18 protein-coding genes, 4 tRNA genes and 2 pseudogenes are annotated in these 16,728 nt (G+C 68.2%); 16 read left to right on the forward strand and 8 right to left on the reverse strand.

What is annotated here, in order from left to right:
- Window positions 1-7: 7 nt before the first annotated feature.
- Complete coding sequence (locus IOD16_RS23845; protein WP_236594317.1) at window positions 8-1,702, reverse strand: sensor histidine kinase; 1,695 nt, start codon at window positions 1,700-1,702, stop codon at window positions 8-10.
- A 139-nt stretch (window positions 1,703-1,841) separates the two neighbouring features.
- Between IOD16_RS23845 and IOD16_RS23850 the strand changes: the two genes are divergently transcribed.
- The 3 genes from IOD16_RS23850 to IOD16_RS23860 all read left to right on the forward strand — a co-directional run bounded on the left by IOD16_RS23850 (window position 1,842) and on the right by IOD16_RS23860 (window position 5,174).
- On the forward strand, window positions 1,842-2,828 hold the full coding sequence (locus tag IOD16_RS23850) for an Acg family FMN-binding oxidoreductase (RefSeq protein WP_201436232.1): 987 nt from the start codon (window positions 1,842-1,844) through the stop codon (window positions 2,826-2,828).
- 71 nt (window positions 2,829-2,899) lie between these two features.
- A complete protein-coding gene (locus tag IOD16_RS23855; RefSeq protein WP_201436233.1) occupies window positions 2,900-3,991 on the forward strand; it encodes an XRE family transcriptional regulator in 1,092 nt (363 codons plus the stop codon).
- Window positions 3,984-5,174, forward strand: coding sequence for a hypothetical protein (locus IOD16_RS23860; RefSeq protein WP_201436234.1), 1,191 nt, complete (start codon window positions 3,984-3,986; stop codon window positions 5,172-5,174). The genes IOD16_RS23855 and IOD16_RS23860 overlap by 8 nt, the downstream gene beginning before the upstream one ends.
- A gap of 3 nt (window positions 5,175-5,177) precedes the next feature.
- Here IOD16_RS23860 and IOD16_RS23865 read toward each other — a convergent pair whose 3' ends face one another.
- Entirely contained in the window at window positions 5,178-5,792 is a 615-nt protein-coding gene (locus IOD16_RS23865) for a hypothetical protein (RefSeq protein WP_201436235.1), read from the reverse strand.
- Between the two features lie 271 nt (window positions 5,793-6,063).
- Between IOD16_RS23865 and IOD16_RS23870 the strand changes: the two genes are divergently transcribed.
- Together IOD16_RS23870 and IOD16_RS23875 are read left to right on the forward strand one after the other, a co-directional pair.
- Window positions 6,064-6,336, forward strand: coding sequence for a GlsB/YeaQ/YmgE family stress response membrane protein (locus IOD16_RS23870; RefSeq protein ID WP_123746795.1), 273 nt, complete (start codon window positions 6,064-6,066; stop codon window positions 6,334-6,336).
- A 152-nt stretch (window positions 6,337-6,488) separates the two neighbouring features.
- Window positions 6,489-6,731: pseudogene (locus IOD16_RS23875) on the forward strand (FAD-binding protein); the annotation flags it as partial.
- On the opposite strand, the gene IOD16_RS23880 reads toward IOD16_RS23875, so the two are convergent.
- Window positions 6,665-7,255, reverse strand: a complete 591-nt coding sequence (locus IOD16_RS23880; protein WP_201436236.1) for an IS5 family transposase — start codon at window positions 7,253-7,255, stop codon at window positions 6,665-6,667. The pseudogene IOD16_RS23875 and the gene IOD16_RS23880 sit on opposite strands and share 67 nt — an antisense overlap.
- Before the next feature lie 392 nt (window positions 7,256-7,647).
- Between IOD16_RS23880 and IOD16_RS23885 the strand changes: the two genes are divergently transcribed.
- The 4 genes and pseudogenes from IOD16_RS23885 to IOD16_RS40610 all read left to right on the forward strand — a co-directional run.
- Complete coding sequence (locus tag IOD16_RS23885) at window positions 7,648-8,394, forward strand: integrase core domain-containing protein (RefSeq protein WP_236594318.1); 747 nt, start codon at window positions 7,648-7,650, stop codon at window positions 8,392-8,394.
- Window positions 8,395-8,429: 35 nt separating this feature from the next.
- Complete coding sequence (locus IOD16_RS40600; protein ID WP_236594319.1) at window positions 8,430-8,654, forward strand: hypothetical protein; 225 nt, start codon at window positions 8,430-8,432, stop codon at window positions 8,652-8,654.
- The gene (locus IOD16_RS40605) at window positions 8,651-9,217 is read left to right on the forward strand and encodes a helix-turn-helix domain-containing protein (RefSeq protein WP_236594320.1); all 567 of its coding nucleotides are present in this window, start codon (window positions 8,651-8,653) and stop codon (window positions 9,215-9,217) included. The genes IOD16_RS40600 and IOD16_RS40605 overlap by 4 nt, the downstream gene beginning before the upstream one ends.
- 66 nt (window positions 9,218-9,283) lie before the next feature.
- Window positions 9,284-9,496 (forward strand): annotated as a pseudogene (locus tag IOD16_RS40610) (integrase core domain-containing protein); the annotation flags it as partial.
- Between the two features lie 404 nt (window positions 9,497-9,900).
- Here the strand turns inward: IOD16_RS40610 and IOD16_RS23900 are convergent.
- The 3 genes from IOD16_RS23900 to IOD16_RS41315 all read right to left on the reverse strand — a co-directional run bounded on the left by IOD16_RS23900 (window position 9,901) and on the right by IOD16_RS41315 (window position 11,238).
- Window positions 9,901-9,972 (reverse strand) — tRNA-Val (locus IOD16_RS23900).
- A 49-nt stretch (window positions 9,973-10,021) separates the two neighbouring features.
- Window positions 10,022-10,450: a TIGR02611 family protein gene (locus IOD16_RS23905; RefSeq protein WP_236594321.1), complete on the reverse strand. Its 429-nt coding sequence runs from the start codon at window positions 10,448-10,450 to the stop codon at window positions 10,022-10,024.
- A gap of 566 nt (window positions 10,451-11,016) precedes the next feature.
- Window positions 11,017-11,238: a sigma factor gene (locus IOD16_RS41315; protein WP_328809497.1), complete on the reverse strand. Its 222-nt coding sequence runs from the start codon at window positions 11,236-11,238 to the stop codon at window positions 11,017-11,019.
- 277 nt (window positions 11,239-11,515) lie between these two features.
- On the opposite strand from IOD16_RS41315, the gene IOD16_RS23915 reads away from it, so the two are divergent.
- The 5 genes from IOD16_RS23915 (at window position 11,516) to IOD16_RS23935 (ending at window position 13,519) form a co-directional block, all read left to right on the forward strand.
- On the forward strand, window positions 11,516-11,941 hold the full coding sequence (locus IOD16_RS23915; RefSeq protein ID WP_073893954.1) for an SsgA family sporulation/cell division regulator: 426 nt from the start codon (window positions 11,516-11,518) through the stop codon (window positions 11,939-11,941).
- Window positions 11,942-12,085: 144 nt separating this feature from the next.
- Window positions 12,086-12,158 (forward strand) — tRNA-Gly (locus tag IOD16_RS23920).
- Window positions 12,159-12,216: 58 nt separating this feature from the next.
- Window positions 12,217-12,288, forward strand: a tRNA-Cys gene (locus IOD16_RS23925).
- Window position 12,289: 1 nt separating this feature from the next.
- Window positions 12,290-12,364 (forward strand) — tRNA-Val (locus IOD16_RS23930).
- Between the two features lie 921 nt (window positions 12,365-13,285).
- Complete coding sequence (locus IOD16_RS23935; protein WP_201436238.1) at window positions 13,286-13,519, forward strand: hypothetical protein; 234 nt, start codon at window positions 13,286-13,288, stop codon at window positions 13,517-13,519.
- A 273-nt stretch (window positions 13,520-13,792) separates the two neighbouring features.
- Here the strand turns inward: IOD16_RS23935 and IOD16_RS23940 are convergent, their stop codons facing one another.
- A complete protein-coding gene (locus IOD16_RS23940) occupies window positions 13,793-15,034 on the reverse strand; it encodes an acetyl-CoA hydrolase/transferase family protein (RefSeq protein WP_201436239.1) in 1,242 nt (413 codons plus the stop codon).
- 355 nt (window positions 15,035-15,389) lie between these two features.
- On the opposite strand from IOD16_RS23940, the gene IOD16_RS41320 reads away from it, so the two are divergent.
- Both IOD16_RS41320 and IOD16_RS41325 read left to right on the forward strand, forming a co-directional pair.
- Complete coding sequence (locus IOD16_RS41320; RefSeq protein ID WP_328809356.1) at window positions 15,390-15,590, forward strand: hypothetical protein; 201 nt, start codon at window positions 15,390-15,392, stop codon at window positions 15,588-15,590.
- A gap of 112 nt (window positions 15,591-15,702) precedes the next feature.
- Window positions 15,703-16,161 carry a hypothetical protein gene (locus tag IOD16_RS41325; protein ID WP_328809357.1) on the forward strand — a complete coding sequence of 153 codons (459 nt, stop codon included), beginning with the start codon at window positions 15,703-15,705 and terminating at the stop codon, window positions 16,159-16,161.
- A gap of 222 nt (window positions 16,162-16,383) precedes the next feature.
- On the opposite strand, the gene IOD16_RS23950 is transcribed toward IOD16_RS41325, so the two are convergent.
- Entirely contained in the window at window positions 16,384-16,728 is a 345-nt protein-coding gene (locus IOD16_RS23950) for a hypothetical protein (RefSeq protein WP_201436240.1), read from the reverse strand.

A 16,728-nucleotide genomic window follows, 5' to 3' on the forward strand; every position in this document is an offset into this window, starting at 1 on the left:
AGTACAGCTAGTTCAGCGGGACCTGCCAGGTCAGCCGGGTGCCGCCGCCGGGTTCGCCGGTCACCGAGCAGGTGCCGCCCAACGCGGTGGCCCGCTGCTCCAGGTTGCGCAACCCGCTGCGGGCGACCCGCGGCGGCAGGCCCACACCGTCGTCCACGACCGAGATGGTCAGCTCGGCGCCCGCCTCCACCGTGAGGACCAGTTCCTTCGCCCGCGCGTGCCGCACGGCGTTCGTCACCGCCTCCCGCACCACGGCCTCGGCGTGCTCGCCGATGTCGTCGGGCACCGAGTTGTCCACCGTGCCGGTCATCCGCACGGTCGGCGTGACCGGCGCGTCCTCGGTCAGCTCGGTGACCAGGTCCAGCAACCGCCGCCGCAGGCCCGGCAGGTCGTCACCGGCCTGGAGGTCGAAGATCGAGGTGCGGATCTCCAGCACCGTCTCGTCCAGCTGGTGCACCGCCTTGCGCACCCGCTCCCGCACCTGGGGCTCGCGGATCGCGCCCAACGCGCCCTGCAGGCTCATGCCGGTGGCGAACAGCCGCTGGATCACGTGGTCGTGCAGGTCACGGGCGATCCGGTCGCGGTCCTCCAGCACGTCCACCAGCCGCCGCGCCCGCTGGTTCTCGGCGAACTCCAACGCCACCGCCGCCTGATCCGCGAACGACGCCAGCACCGGCACCTGGTCCGCCCCGAACCGGGCGCCGCCCTTCTCCCGCGCCACCAACAGCACACCCGTCACCGCCGAGCCCACCCGCAACGGCACCGCGACCCCCGGACCCGCGTGCACCTCCGCATCACCGAGCCGGCCTTCCAAGTCCTCGACCAGCATCGGCGTACCGGAGGCGAGCACCTCCCCCACGACCGTCCCGGCGCCGACCAGCACACCGCCCATCAGGCCCTCGACCTGCTCACCCACGCCGGCGACCATGCGCAGCCGCTGCCCGTCCAAGCCCTCGGTCTGCACTATCAGCGACATCGACGCCCCTGACAGCTCCCGGGTCCGCAGCGCGATCAACCGCAGCGCGTCGTCGACCGAAGCGCCGCCCAGCAACTCGGTGTTGACCTCCGCCGTGGCCTCCAGCCACCGCTCCCGCATCCGGGACCGCTCGAACAACCGGGCGTTCTCGACCGCCACGCCCGCCGCCGCGGCCAACGCGGTCAGCACCACCTCGTCATCGGCGCTGAAGTCGTTGCCGTCGATCTTCTCGGTCATGTAGAGGTTGCCGAACACCTCGTCGCGCACCCGCACCGGAACACCCAGGAAGCTGTGCATCGGCGGGTGGTTCGCCGGGAACCCCACCGACGCCGGGTGCTCGGCCAGGTCGTGCAACCGGATCGCCCGCGGATCCTTGATCAACAACCCCAACAGCCCCTTGCCCTCCGGCAGGTGCCCCATGTGCAAGCGCGTCTCCGGGTCGATGCCCACGTAGACGAACTCCGACAGGTTCTCCTGCGTGCCCAACACGCCCAACGCGCCATACCGCGCGCCGACCAGCTCGACCGCCGCCTGCACGATCCGCTGCAACGTCGAGTCCAGCTCCAGCCCCGCGCCGACCGCGATGACCGCGTCCAGCAGACCTTGCATCTTGTCCCTGGTCGACGCGATCTCGGTCAGTCGCTCACGCACCTCGTCGAGCAGTTCGTCCAACCGCAACCCGCCCAGCAGGCGGTGCGGAAGCTCCTCGTCAGCAGATCCGGCCACGGGACCAGCCTTCCACCCCTGCCGGACACGGCCAAGTCCGGCCGACCCTGCCAGAACGGGACCTTCGACCATGTGTTCCCGCTCCCCTGCGACGCACAGTGGGGATGTTGGTTCGATCAGGGAAGCGGGCAGGGACGACATGGCAGACATGACCGAGGTGCTCGGGCTCGCGGCGGACGAGATGACCGACGTGCTCACCGCCGCCACGCTCGCCCCATCGGTGCACAACACCCAACCCTGGCGATTCCGCCTCGCACCCGACCGGATCGAACTGCACCCCGACCCGACCCGCAGGCTGCCCGCCACCGACCCCGAGGACCGGGAACTGCGGCTGTCCTGCGGCGCCGCCCTGCTCAACCTCCGCCTCGCCCTCCTCGACCGCGGCATCCGACCCCTCGTCACCCTCATGCCCGGCGCCGACGCGCCCGGCGCGCTCGCCACCGTCCGCCGAGGCGGCCACCGCGACCTCGACGAGGAGACCCGACAACTGATCAAGGCGATCCCCGCCCGGCGCTCCAACCGCAAACCGTTCCGCGACGTGCCGGTGCCGGTCGAGCACCGGCACGCGCTGGTGCGGGCCGCCGAGCGCGAGCGGTCGTGGCTGCACATCGTGACCGACCGCGGCGAACGGGCCCGGCTGCAGGGCTTCGTGGCCAAGGCGCAGCGCATCCAGGCCGACGCGCCGCAGGTGCGGGCCGAGCTGACCGGCTGGACCGGCCCGCGAACCGGCGACGGCATCCCACCCAAGTCCGCCGGCATCCAGCCCGCGCCCCAGGACGAATGGGCCATGCGCGACTTCCACGCCGCGGAGCGCCCCCCGGGCAAGGACTACGAGTCCGACCCGCTCATCGTCGTGCTCTGCTCGTTCTACGACGGTCCCCTCGCCGAACTCCAGGCAGGCCAAGCCCTGCAACGCGTCCTGCTCACCGCCACCACCCTCGGCCTGTCCGCGTCCTTCATGTCCCAGGCGATCGAAGTGCGCCCCGTCCGCGACGAACTCCGCCGCGCCCTCGGCGGCACCCTCGAACCCCAGACCGTTCTCCGCATCGGCTACGGCTCACCGGTCCCCGCCAGCCCTCGCCGCGCCGCCCGTGACCTCCTCCTGGAGCCGATCCGCACGACCTGAATCTCCGTGAGACCGCAAACTTGTCCACAGCTCTGTGGACAGTCGGAATGATCTGACGTATCTTTGCGTGCATGAGCGGCTTCGTGGCTGGTGATGCCAACCCTGATCTGTTGGTCGCCGCACGTGAGGCGCTCGGGTGGACGCAGAAGCGGCTGGCCGAGGAGCTGACCCGGCTGGCGAAGGCCGACCCGGAGATCAGCCAGGGTTACGTCTCCCGCGCGGAGAAGGGCTCGCTGACGGTCGCCGGGGAGCGGCTCGAACTGTTCGCGAGCGCCCTGGGCGCCACCCCGGACCTCCTCGTCAGCGACTCGAAGTTGTGGTCACTCGGCGAAGGGTGCCTCTATCATCGCAACCGCGCGTCGACCAAGGCGTCGACGCTGCGACGACTGCACGCTCGGATCAACCTGTTGCGCCTCTACCTGCGGAGACTCGCCGCCGACTCCACCGTGCCCCTGCGGGAGTTCACGCTCGTTCCGATGCGGGTCGGGGACATCGACGGCCCCGAAGATGCCGCCCGCGCGCTCAGGCGCACCCTCGACCTCCCGGACGGGCCGGTCGAGTCCGTGACCGCCATCGCCGAGCAGGTGGGCGCGCTGGTGGTGCCGATGTCGCTGGGCGGACGCGAGGTCGACGCGACGAGCCTGCACCCCCCGGGAGAGGCGCCGGTGTTCGTGGTCAACACCGACGCGCCCGCCGAGCGCCGACGGTTCACCCTGGCTCACGAACTGGGACACATCGCGTGCGCCCCCGCGCCGGACATGGACGTGGAGGACATGGCGCAGGCGTTCGCCGGCGAACTGCTCGCACCGGCAGCCCAGGTGCGCGGCGACCTTCGCGCCGCGCCGATCACGCCGGCGCGGTTGTTGCAGCTGAAAGCGCACTGGCGCATGTCCGCGGCAGCGCTGCTGCGCCGCGCGGTCGACTTGGCGGTCATCACGGACTCCCGGTACCGCACGCTCAACACCCAGATGTCCGCGCTCGGCTGGAAGACCGGCGAACCCGAACCGCTGCCGGACGAGGCGACGACGGTCGTGCCGGCTCTCGTGGCCGCCGCGGTCCGTTCGACCGGCGGCATCGCCGCCGCGGCGGCGAAGGCGGGGACGACCGCCGAGAACCTTCGGGCCATGCTCGGCGACGACGTGTTGGGGGCAGACGATGACTGATCTGCACGACGGGAGCGCCTCCTCGCCGAACGACGACCCGGTGAGCCCGCTCGCGCAACTCGCCGACCTCCCCTCGCCGAAGCGACCTGCGGGCAGCGTCGGCACCCTGCTCGATCGCATGCTGATCTACGCCCGCCCGGACCAGGTTCCTGTGCTGCGGCCGCACGTCAACCTCGAGCGCAGCGGGTTCGTCATCGCCGGCGCCACGGCGAGCAGGCGCATGAAGTTGCTCGCCGAGGACGGTTTCGACGGGCTCGTCCTGGTCGATCCCGCCGCCTACGAGAAGCACGTCGCCACCGTGGGCGCGCCGTTCTGGTCCCCCGAGGACCAACTGCTCCCGACGAGCCTCGAAGACCTGCTCGACCAGCAGTTGATGGCAGGCGCACCGGCGGCGCTCACCCCCACCAAGTTCATCACCGCGGGCGACACCGACTCGCTCAAAGCAGCGGCACGGCAGGTGAAACTCCTGCGGCGCAACGACATGATTTTCGTGGCTCCACTGGACATCTCCTTCCTCGACCGGAAGTTCATCCGCCAGACGACCGCCATCCTGGCCGACGCCGACTGCCCTGTCGCACTCGTGCTCGGCAAGCAGTTCGACCCGCTCGCACAGGCCGCGACACGCATCATCCCGAACCTCCGGACGCTCGCCGCGACGATCGAGCTCATGCCGATGCGCACGGACTTCAACGCGTTCGACCTGGTCGCCCACGGCGCCTTCGCCGGCGCCATCGGCACCGGCGGATCCGTTCGACACGCCGTCGAGCCACCGCAGAAGCCCATGGCGTTCAACCAGGACCCCTCGCCGAGCGTCCTGGTCCCCGAACTCATGTGCTGGTGGAAGGGCAACAAGCTCGCCGAACTGTTCGGCGCCAAGGAGCACCTCGCGCCACGCTGCCCTTGCGAGGTCTGCGCCACGAGGAAGCTGACCAGGTTCCTCAAGCGGACCGACAAGAACGAGGCCATGGCACACGCCGTGGCCGTCTGGTCCACGTACGCGGCCGACATGCTCGACGCGCCGACGCTGCGCCAGCGCGCCCAGTACTGGCGGAACGTCTGCCGCAACGCGCTGCACCACCACAAGCTCATCCCCGCCCAGCTGAAGCTGGCGAAGCCGCTCAAGCCGCAGAAGTCCTTGGAGGTCTGGGCCGAGCTGCCGCCCTGGCCCACCGACCAACCGTGAGCGTCAGCGGTCCAGCGCGTGGCGGTAGACGCGCTCGCAGAAACGCCACCACGCGACGGACGGTCGCCACTCCGACAGAGGTTCCGGCTCCAGCACCACGGTCGGCGCGGCACGCGGACCCACCGCGACACCGACGCCGTACCACGACGCCTCGGCAAGGACCTCGTCAGCGTTCTCGGGAAGCTCCCGCGTGACGAACATCCGCGGGCAGTGAGCCGCGAACGCGGACGCCCGCTCAAGACCATCCCGCCAGTGCACGGCATGCACAACGGCGAGCAGCGGGGTCACCGCGGGAACGACGAGCCGCGTCACCGAGCGGCCCGTGAACTCCACCACCCCAGCGGGTGCCCGCCGGAGAACGCGAAGACTCGACGGATCGATCGAGGAAAGGGGCAGCGCCTCCCGGAGAGGCAGTTCCATGAGAACGTCGAGCAGTTCCATCGAGTCGAGGTGGCCGAGGCCCTCACCACGTCGACGACCGTGTTCGGCGTGATCAGTGCGGTGGACGATCGTCGCCGAGATGCCGAAGAGCCGCGCCTTCGTCTCACTCGTTTCCTTGTCGACCATTGCAGACGCGGCACCTGACATCGCTGCCGCCGCGTGGGCCGGGTAGGTCATGGTTCGCCCCTCCTCGGGAGGGCCGAGGCGGCGCGGTCAGCGTTCTGCACGACGTGATCCTTCCTCAACACGCCGGCACCTGCCCACCTCGGGTGTCACGTTCCAGCCACGACCTGCACGTTCCGACCCGTCTGGCCGACCAGGGCCCGGCATCGTCCCCACCACGACGAACACATCCCAGGTGTGAAATCCGTGCGATGTGGGCACCCCGACCCCTGTAACGATCACGCCGCGACGCAGAGTCGGCGTGGCACGAGGACAAGGAAGCACTGTGGGCATCCTGGGTTGGATCGTTCTGGGTCTCATCGCCGGCGCCATCGCCAAGGCAATCATGCCCGGCAAGGACCCCGGCGGCATCGTCATCACCATGCTGCTCGGCATCGTCGGCGCCATCCTCGGCGGCTTCATCGGCCGCGCGATCTTCGGCTCCGACATCGGCAGCTTCTTCGACCTGAGCACCTGGTTGCTCGCCATCCTCGGCTCGCTGGTCGTGCTCGGCATCTACCACGTCGTCACCAGCCGAGGCCACCGCGCCCACAGCTGACCCGACACCACCACAGCGCACGGGCCCGCCGGCACACAGCCGGCGGGCCCGATCCACGTTCAGCGCCGCACGGCGGCCAAGGCTTGATCGAGACCGTCGCGGACGTCGAACGCCTTGTCCGGTGACGACAGTGGTGGCGAAGGCAGCACGGCGTCCCGGTCGTCCCGCGCGCCGAAGGGCACTCCACCAACGGACAGGCCCAAGCACCCGCAGGCCTGGTGCTCGACATGCGCGGGCTCAACACGGTTCACCACGTGACCGGCCGCGAGGTCGTCGTCGACGCCGGCGCCCGATGGAGCGACGTCCTAGGAGCTGTTTGGGGTTCGGATCATGTGGTTGGGGTCAGGGTCTTCAGCCACATGATCGCTCCTCGTAAGTGCAGTCCGGCCTCGTAGCTTTGTGGTGTCTTGTCGTAGCGGGTGGCCAGGCCACGCCATGTCTTGATCTTCTGGAAGCACCGTTCGACGGTGTTGCGCCGTCTGTAGCGCACGGGATCGAACGAGACCGGCCGCCCTCCGGCGGAGCCCTTCTTCCTCCGGTTGGCCTGCTGGTCGGTCTTCTCCGGGATCACCGCCGTGATCCGGCGGCGGCGCAGGTAGGCCCGGTTGGCCTTGGAGGAGTACGCCTTGTCCGCGGCCACCGCGCCCGGACGGGTGCGGGGCCGCCCGACCCGGCCGGGAACCCGGATCCGGTCCAGCACCGTCCGGAACCGTGGGCTGTCGGCTGCCTGGCCGGGGGTGAGCACGAATGCCAGCGGCAGCCCGGCGGCGTCGACCGCGGCGTGGATCTTGCTGCTCAGCCCGCCCCGGGACCGGCCGAGCCCGGCCGCCTCAGCCCTGTGCCTGCCGATAACTCCATCCATGCAGGTTGAAGCCGTACATAGCGTGAGAGGCCGAGGTGCTCGTGAGTACGACTGCAAGCCCGCAGCGTCCTCGGCTGACGCGGCATGATGACCGATTGTGCTGCTCCGACTGGCCTACCTCGGTGTGACCAACGCGTTCGCGTTGCTGCGTCTGCTGCCCCTGAGCGACGGGGACAAGGACACGGAGATCCTGGCGCTGCGCCACCAGATCACGGTCCTGCAACGCCAACTCGGAGACGCCCGCCCACGGTTCTCCACCGCCGACCGGGCCTTCCTCGCGGCACTGCTGCACCGACTCCCGACGCAAGCACTTCGTCGACTCCGGCTGCTGGTGCGCCCGGAGACGGTGCTGGCGGTGGCACCGCGACCTTCTCGCCCACCGCCACGCAGCCAGCTCCCGCCCCAAGCGGCCCGGCCGACCACGGACCATCCGCTCCATCCGACTCCTGGTGCTGCGCCTGGCCCAGGAGAATCCTGCTTGGGGCTACCGCCGCATCCACGGCGAACTGCTCGTCCTCGGCATCAAGGTCGCAGCCTCCACCGTCTGGCAAATCCTCAAGGACGCCGGAATCGACCCGGTGCCCCAGCGCACCACGACGACCTGGTCAGCCTTCCTCCGCTCACAGGCCGACGCGCTACTGGCATGCGACTTCTTCGAGACCTCCACGTTGAGCGGCACCCACCTGTACATACTCGCGGTCATCGAGCACACCAGCCGCCGAATCAGAGTCCTGGGCGCCACCGCGCACCCGACCGCGTCCTGGGTCACTCAAACCGCCAGAAACCTCGTCATGGACCTCGAAGACACAGGCAACACCGCACGATTCCTGATCCGAGACCGTGACGGGAAGTTTCCCGCCCTGTTCGACGCCGTACTCGCCGATTCAGGCATCGAGGTCGTTCTCAGCGGCGTCCGGATACCGCGCATGAACGCGATCATGGAACGCTGGATCCGCAGCTGCCGCCGCGAACTCCTCGACCGCACCCTCATCTGGAACCAGCAGCACCTACTCCACGCCCTGCGCGAGTACGAGAAGTACTACAACACCCACCGACCCCACCAAGGCATCGCCAACGCCCGACCACTGCGCACACTGCCACCAACCGTCACCGACCAAGCAGCCCTCACCCGACTCGACATCCGCCAACGGCAACGACTGGGCGGCATCCTCAATGAGTACCACCACGCCGCCTGACCAGCACGGACGACATTTTCGGCAAGCACAGGGGTGTGACGTTACGACTGCTGTACCTGATCTTCGTCCGGCTCGTCGGCTGGCTGATTCCGCTCGGCCGGTCCTCCACGGCCAAGGACGTGGAGTTACTGGTGCTGCGGCACGAGGTCGCCGTTCTGCGCCGGACCAACCCCGCCCGAGGTTGGACTGGACCGATCGTGCTGTGCTCGCCGCGCTGGTTCGCCGACTCCCCCGACGGCTGTGGGAGCACCGGTTGGTGACACCGGGAACCATCCTGCGCTGGCATCGACGCCTGGTCGCGAGGAAGTGGACCCACCCGCACCGCACCGGCGGACCGCCGGTCGACGACACCGTCGTGGCGTTGATCGAACGAATGGCGCGGGAGAACACCGGCTGGGGCTACCGCAGGATCCAGGGCGAGCTGCTCAAGCTCGGCCACCAGGTAGCCGCCTCAACGGTTCGCCGCGTGCTCCAGCGCCTGCGACTACCGCCCACACCCCGGCGTGACACCGACCTGTCATGGCGACGGTTCCTCCGCGCCCAGGCCACGAGCATGCCGGCCTGCGACTTCTTCCACGTCGACTGCGCACTCACCCTCAAACGCGTCTACGTCTTCTTCGTGATGGAAGTAGCCACCCGCTACGTCCACATCCTCGGCACCACCACCAACCCCGACAGGGCATGGACACCCAACAAGCCCGCAACCTGCTCATGGACCTCGACAACCGGGCAGACGACTTCCGGTTCCTCATCCGCGACCAGGCCGGCCAGTTCACCGCCTCGTTCGACGCGGTCTTCTCCGGCGCGGGCATCCAGGCCGTGAAGATCCCCGCCACGGTGTCCACGAGCCAACGCCAACGCCGAGCGGTTCGTCGGCACCGTCAGGCGAGAAGTCACCGACCGCCTGCTCATCATCAACGAACGCCACCTGCGCACGGTGCTGGACCACTACGCGACCCACTACAACCACCGCAGACCACACCGAGCACTCCAGCTCGCACCACCACGACCCCACAAGCCAGCAGAGCCGAGCCGCACGTCGATACGCCGCCGACCAGTCCTCGGCGGCCTGATCAACGAATACGAGCACACAGCCGCCTAACCGCAGGTCAAACCGCGTGACCGACTATTGGCACCCCACAGGTGTTCGGCCCTCGGGCACCCTCCCGCGACGGCACCAGCCAGGTCACAAGGAAGCGGACCGGCACACGGTGACAGCCGATCCGACCCCGGCAAGACGTCGCACAAGTCGCCCCAACCGACCCGAACGGCAACCAACCGCACCCCGCGATCTCTTCGGTGCGTACGAAGTGTTCACCACGAAACTTAGGGTGTCGGTCAAGGCCGTGGACGCGCGACCAGCAGTTTTGTCATCGGAGACAGAAAAATCCGACCACAAATGCGATGGCACCCAAAGGAGGTCTGCTCCCAAACTGCTCCCCGGAACGATCACCGGCCCGCAGACGATGATCCGTCTGCGGGCCGGTGACCTGCATAAACAAGCTGTGGGCGATACTGGGATCGAACCAGTGACCTCTTCGGTGTGAACGAAGCGCTCTCCCGCTGAGCTAAACGCCCGTATTCAGTTCTCACATCCGCTCTCGCGGTGTGGTCATAGCTTACAACATCATCCCCGCGAACCAAAAATCGGGCTCTGCAGCCAGGCCCAGTCGAGGCCGAACCAGCCGCCTACCAGCGAGAACGCGCCGAGCAGCCAGCACGTTGCGATCACCACGAGGCCGGTGGCGGCCAGGACCAGTGCCTTCACCAAGAGGTTCTGCCGCCGCAACCACGCGACCCACGCGTCGTAGTAGCGCTTGGCGAACCGCAGCACCCGGCCTGCCCACTCGAACTCGGTGGCCAGGATCGCCAGCCCGGCGAAGACGACCAGCCAGCCCGGTCCGGGGTACGGGATCATCAGGACGCCCGCGACCAGCACCAAGCCACCGACCACGCCGACACCGATGCGGTAGGCCAGGTTCAGCGCGGGGTTGCGACGAAACCAGGGACGGTGTTCCGCGCCCTTGCCGGTGTCTTCGCGCTGTTCTGTGCTCATACCCACATCATCGCCCATTCGTCGTTCACGCAGGACCCGCCTGGCCGGATGCCACCACCGCTGATGGCGCGCGGGCATGGTGCGGCCCTCTCCAGCGAGATACCGAAGCCGTCGTGCCGGTGCGCGGCGGGCGACCAAGTCGACAATCGGACGTCCGACTTACCTCCGGCGACGTCGAATGTGGTCAAAGCCACAGGCTCCGGGGTGCTGCCCACACATCACCAGAGTTCGCGGCGATTCGCAGACATCGAACCCGACACGAAGACGAGCGCCGCTGCGGCTGAGAGCAACTTGTGCCCCCACTGACCGGCAGGGACGCGACGTCGTGCCGGCGGCGGAACTGCCTCCGCTGGAGTCGAGGTGTGCGCACCTGGCCCTGACGTTCGGGAAGCCGTTGCACCGCCTTGCGCACTTCGGTGTCCGCGCAGCGCTCAGCGTGGCGCGGTCCGCGCCTTCCGTCGGTGTGACGTTGCGCTCAGAGGCCTCGTCGGTCAAGGGGAGGCGTCGTCTACGCTGACAGTTCTCGCGACGGACCGCGTCGACCGCGCGGTGGTGCACCACGGTCATCAGGCAGGTACGAATCCGCCGCGTGAGTGGTCGTAGGCCGCGGGGTTGCGCCAGAGGGCCGGGAACGGCTCATGGACGACGTCCTCGGCCAGGTCGGGGTCGACACGGATCCGCCGGGCCAGTGAGTACGCCGGTTTCGCGTATCGGTCGTAGAGTTCGCCGAACGTCGTGCGGTCGCGACCGCCACCCGTGCGGCGAGGTCCACGTCGGTGGGACGCGATCCCGGGCCGTGACGCGGTGGAGGTGAGCCAGCCACCAGAGAGGTCCTCACGTCCAACATTCGCGCAACAGCCGGTACCGGGTTCAGGTCAAACCCAGCAAGATGGGAGCAGCCTGACCCAGTGGACACGGAACGCATCGAGGTGGTCGCCCAGTGGAGTTGGATGACCCCAATCGGGTGATAAACCATCGGGAGTCGAGCGTTCCTCGCCACATATACGTCACAAGTAGAGAACTCGGTCGTTCCATTGGCCGGGAAGGGAGAAGAGGGTAACGACGATGCGCAACGACCACGTGACACTCCGCTCAACAGCGGTCTTCGACCTGCTGGCGCCGAGGACCCCGGCCGTCCCGGTGCAGGTGGAGCTTCGCTATGACACGAAAGACCCGTACGCGGTAGTCGCCGCGTTCCGAACCGGCCGTGCCGGATGGGTGGAGTGGGTCTTCGCCCGCGATCTGCTCGCCGACGGCCTGATCGCCGACGCGGGGGACGGCGACGTCCGGATCCGCCCGGCCGCAGACGACCCCGAAGTCGTGGTGATCGAACTGAGCTCGCCGTCCGGCCACGCCATGTTCGAGGCCTCGGCCCAGGAACTGGCCGACTTCCTCGACCGGACGTACGACGTCGTGGTGCCCGGGAACGAGCACCTGTGGGTCGACGTCGACGAGGCCCTGACCCACCTCATCTCCAACGACCTGACCTAAAAGCGCAGGTAGCGGGCCCGCAGGGAGGTCAACGACCCCCCGATTTGATCCCGCTGCGGTGCATGTAATAAAGTTCCTCTCGCACCGAGGAAGACCGGAACGACAAGCCCCAAAAGGGAAAGTTCCACGAAATCCACGGGGCATGCGGATGTAGCGCAGTTGGTAGCGCATCACCTTGCCAAGGTGAGGGTCGCGAGTTCGAGTCTCGTCATCCGCTCGGCAGAGGGCCCCTTGGGCTCAGGCCTGACTCCTGGGTGCTAGCCTTCAGGAATCACGGCGGAGTGGCCGAGTGGCTTAGGCAAGGGCCTGCAAAGCCCTGTACACGGGTTCGATTCCCGTCTCCGCCTCGGACGATTAGCTCAGCGGGAGAGCACTACCTTGACACGGTAGGGGTCACTGGTTCAATCCCAGTATCGTCCACCATCTATAAACGCAGGTCAGACGGCCCATCGGTGATCTTCACCGATGGGCCGTTCTGCTGTGTGAGGGCACAGCGGGAGTAAACGATCTTGATGTGATCGTCGACACCGTAAGTGGTCACCCCTGTCAGACCTGCGGGAGCCCCGCTGCGTCCGGTGTACGCCGCCGTGTCGGCCAACGCGCTGTCCGCAGGTGAACACACCGCTGCGCCATCGTCCGCACCTGCCACGGCGTGAGGCCGCTCGTCCTGATCACCGGTGTTGACCCGAAGCCGCCGGCACGGGTTCACCCCGATCAACCCTCTGTCGACCTGATCCGACTCGATGTCCCTCGCCCGAACGATCGGCGAACCCGGCCTCCGAACCATGCCGCTCGACCCGTGCCATACCTACGACTCCCTCGTCACGACGGAACCGCGCCCCCACGGACGCAGCAGGTATGGACGCTCCATAAAGGATCAGATGTCAGACCATCGTTCCTCCACCCCGGAAGCTCAAGTGCGCTCACCGCCACCCCGACACCCGACCCACCAACACGTCATCAAACGAGTTGCACATCATTGACATGTTCTTCGTGGTGGAGGTGATCGCCTGCGACCGTGGTTCGAGGCAAGTGGCGGCCACCTACGTCCTGGAAGTCGACCCCGATGAGTCGGCAGGTCGGCTGCTGGTCGACGGTCCGCGACCCTGAAGGCTTCGCCGTCATGGCCGGCGGATGCGTTCCGATCGAGCGGATTCCGCCAGGTCCACGACGTGTCCAGGGGTCAGAGGGCCGGTCGCACGCCCACACCGGATCAGGTCCCGGATGTCACAGCGGAGAAAGGTTGAGGGTCGCTCGAATGGGGTAACAGTGGATGCCGAGGCGCATCCGCGCTCAGGTGGAGTGCGGCAGCGATGTCCGTTCAGCACATGAAGGACCACAGCCATGAGCAGCGACGCCCGTCCCATCCAGAGTTCCACCGAGCACACCGGGAGCACTCCGGGTAGCAGCCGTGGCGGCGGTGTGATCAGCGGCCAGGTGAGCACCGCCCCGACCGCCGAGGTGGTCGCGACCCCGATCTACGACGAGTTGGCCGCACGCTTCGACTTGCCTCGCGGCCGTGCGGGCGAAGGGCACGGGACCGGGTCGATCGACGTCGAGCACTCCCCCGCCGCGTAGGTGGACGAGGAGCCCGCAACGATGCGTCCGGTCTGCCGATCTGCGGTCCATGTCTCCAGCCCACGGGTGTCGCAGGCAGGCCACGCCGGGTGAAGCTCCGGCCGGATCGAGCACGCGGCGGTCCCGGTGGACGTGCTGCCGGCCGCACCGCCCGGCTGGCAGCCGCCTGGCTGCACCCGGTGCGGGTCCCACCTCTGACGCACTGTCCGACGCGGTGACCGAACGAGTGCGAGCTCGCCTCCGTTCGACACGGCTCGAAGGCAGGTGTCGGCTTCAGGCCGGTGGCCGCAGCGGGAACCCCAGATCGCGGCCGGCTTCGGTCAGTTCGTCGCGGGCTCGTGGGTGGGCGACGTGGTCGATGATCTGCTGCGCCTGCTCGCCGGCGTCGTGGCCCCAGATCGTGGCGGCGCCCTGTTCGCTGACGAGGTAGCTGTGCTGGAACGAGGTGACCGGGCCGGCCAGGCGAGGCACCACGGTGGACACGTCGGCCTTCGGGTGCCAGGAGGGCAGGGCGACGATCGCCCTACCTCCCGGTGAGTGCAGGGCGCCGACGACGAAGTCGGTCTGCCCGCCGAACCCCGAGTAGATGACCCCGTGCACCCGGCTGGCGTTGGCCTGGGCGTACAGGTCCACCTGCAACGCGCTGTTGATCGAGACCAGGCGCGGCCGGCGGGCGATCAGACCGGGGTCGTTCGTCTTCTCCGTGCGCAACAGCCGGACCCGCGGGTTGCGGTCCACCCAGCGGTACAGCTCCGGGCTGCCGAACACGAACGACGCGGTCACCGGGGTGTCCGGGTCCAGTGCGCCGGCCCGTTCCAGGCCGAGCACACCGTCGCTGAACATCTCCGACCACACCGCGAGGCCCTTGCGCCCGGTCAGCGAGGCGAGCACCGCGTCGGGGACGGCGCCGATGCCCATCTGCAGGGTCGCGCCTTCCGGCACGAGCGCCGCGACCCGCTCGGCGATCGTCCGGGACACCTCGCCGGTCACTCGGGGCGCGGGCGAGGTGAGCGGCTCGTCGGCCTCGATCGCGTAGTCCACCTCCTCGCAGGGCACCACCCCGTCGCCGTGGGTGTAGGGCATTCGCGGGTTCAGCTGGGCGATGACCAGTCCGCCTCGGGACCGGACCGCCTCGATCGCCGCGGGCAGGATGTTCACCTCCGTGCCCAGCGACACGCAGCCGTCGACCGGCGTGGAGGTGTGGACCAGCACGATGTCGGGCGGCAACGCGTGCAGCAACAAGTGCGGCACCAGCGACAACCGGGAGGGGAAGTAGCGCAGCGCCCGCTTGCCGCGCATGCCCGGCCCGACGAACGGTGTCTCCAGCACCACGCCCTCGCGGTCGGGAATGCCGGATTGGGCGTTCAGCGCGAACAGGCGGTACTCGGCCACCGCCTTGTCCAGCACCTCCAAGGCGCGGTGCGGGGTGGCGTGGTTCCCGCTGACCACCACCCGCGGGCGAGTGGCGACTGCGGGCAGCACCGCGGCCAGCTGTGACTCGGACAGAACTCGCATGGAATCGATCACCCAACCGGGTCGGAGGTGCGGTGCGGCGTTGTCGGGCGCGGTCGGCCTGACGGGCGTCGGCCGCGGTGCGAGGCCCGGCGGGTACCCCGCACACCCTGGGACAACCCGGGATTCGGCCGGCCGTCATGTGATCGGATGATGAGAGCTGGGTGCCGTGCGCCGGCAGGTCGAAGGTCGGCCAGGGCGATCGGCCAAGCGGTTCCAGATCGATGTCGTGGGGTGTTCATGCAGCCCTCGCGGGAGTCGGGTGGGGTTCTCGTAGGTCGTGTTGATCTCGACCAGATGAGTTGCCGGGACGACCGGCCGTGGGGGCATGATGTCGGTGCTCCGATGCGGGTCGAGGATGGGGAAGTTCGTGTTTGTCGTGAACTTGGCTGAGCGGCCAGATCTGTTGGAGCCGGCGCTTGCTCTGGGCGATATCGGTGCCGAGTTCATGAAGCACGACCAGATCGGTGCGCTGATGAGGGCTCGCCGTCTCGCCGTCCGCTGGCCTGAGTACTTCCTGGTCGTTCTCGACGGCGACGTTCCTGCGCCCGGGCGGTGAGCGTGCCCCTGGTTTCCCGGACACCGAGCGGGCGGAGCTTCCGGATCAGGGTTGGGACGGGATCATCATCTGGGCCATCGAGGACGCACTGGATGAACGCCCCCCGACGTGCGTGGCTGCGCTCGACGTGCAGGTCACCGATGACCGACGAGGCGAAGGGATCGCTGCGGAGGCATTGACGTTCTTGCGGCAATCGGTTCACGAGCGCGGTCTGAGCCGGCTTGTCATTCCGGTTCGGCCGACGACGAAGGATCGGCTTCCGTCTTCGTCCATGGAGCAGTTTCTTGGCAGGCGACGCCCGGACGGGTCATCAGCCGACCCGTGGGTTCGTGCTCATGAACGTCTGGGCGGGCAGTTCGTCAAGGTGGCGCCGTTTTCCATGACCATCGTCGGCTCTCTCGCCCAGTGGCAGTCGTGGACAGGCAGCTCGCTGGTTGAAGGGGCGAACGTGGTCGACGGCGCCCTGGCGCCGGTGCTGGCATCAACGGAGTTGGATGTCGGTGTCTATGTGGAGCCGAATGTCTGGATGGAGCACACAGTTGGCCAGCCGGAATCAGCTGATGGTGGGTGATGCGCCCGGAACGGCGAGCCGCTCCTGCTCGACCGACTCGAGTCGACAGGCCGAAAGCAGGTCGTCGATCGGGGACCATCTTTCAACCAGTTCTTGACGACCGCTCGACGACCAGCGCGGCGGCGAGGTCCCACGATGTCGTAGATGACCCGCAGGCTCCGCCCTCGGTCACCACCGTCTGCAGTGGGTCATCGAAGTCGATGGAGTCGGCTATGCCTGCGTTCACATGCCGGTGCCGGAGGTGGGGGGACGCGCTATGCGGAAGGATCTCCGACGGGTGAGGGATCGCCGTACCGATGCCGCCGAACCGCCTCTACAGTTGTCCGGCCAGACAGGGAAGCGCGGTTCACCTTTTGCAGCCCAAGGGGTGACGACTGCGCACAGGAACGAAGAGATGTTCATTTTGAGAAAAATGCTCGGGATGCTGCTCGTGATGTAACTGGCCACGGCGATGACCATGGTCGGCACCGGGACCGCGAGCGCCACCGAAACCTCCTCACCGCGATCGACGGCCGATGCGGGGGTCATGGCATCGCCGAAGTGCTGCCGGCCGGAGGCGTTGACCAC

The organism is Saccharothrix sp. 6-C (assembly GCF_016695385.1).
Classification (GTDB): domain Bacteria; phylum Actinomycetota; class Actinomycetes; order Mycobacteriales; family Pseudonocardiaceae; genus Actinosynnema; species Actinosynnema texasense.

What these genes read in the sequence shown, in the direction of transcription:
- IOD16_RS23850 (WP_201436232.1), top strand. Translation starts at nt 1,842, where the DNA reads ATGGCAGACATGACCGAGGTGCTCGGGCTCGCGGCGGACGAGATGACC.
- IOD16_RS23855 (WP_201436233.1), top strand. Translation starts at nt 2,900, where the DNA reads ATGAGCGGCTTCGTGGCTGGTGATGCCAACCCTGATCTGTTGGTCGCC.
- IOD16_RS23860 (WP_201436234.1), top strand. Translation starts at nt 3,984, where the DNA reads ATGACTGATCTGCACGACGGGAGCGCCTCCTCGCCGAACGACGACCCG.
- IOD16_RS23865 (WP_201436235.1), bottom strand. Translation starts at nt 5,792, where the DNA reads ATGACCTACCCGGCCCACGCGGCGGCAGCGATGTCAGGTGCCGCGTCT.
- IOD16_RS23905 (WP_236594321.1), bottom strand. Translation starts at nt 10,450, where the DNA reads ATGAGCACAGAACAGCGCGAAGACACCGGCAAGGGCGCGGAACACCGT.
- IOD16_RS23915 (WP_073893954.1), top strand. Translation starts at nt 11,516, where the DNA reads ATGCGCAACGACCACGTGACACTCCGCTCAACAGCGGTCTTCGACCTG.
- IOD16_RS23935 (WP_201436238.1), top strand. Translation starts at nt 13,286, where the DNA reads ATGAGCAGCGACGCCCGTCCCATCCAGAGTTCCACCGAGCACACCGGG.
- IOD16_RS23940 (WP_201436239.1), bottom strand. Translation starts at nt 15,034, where the DNA reads ATGCGAGTTCTGTCCGAGTCACAGCTGGCCGCGGTGCTGCCCGCAGTC.
- IOD16_RS41320 (WP_328809356.1), top strand. Translation starts at nt 15,390, where the DNA reads ATGGGGAAGTTCGTGTTTGTCGTGAACTTGGCTGAGCGGCCAGATCTG.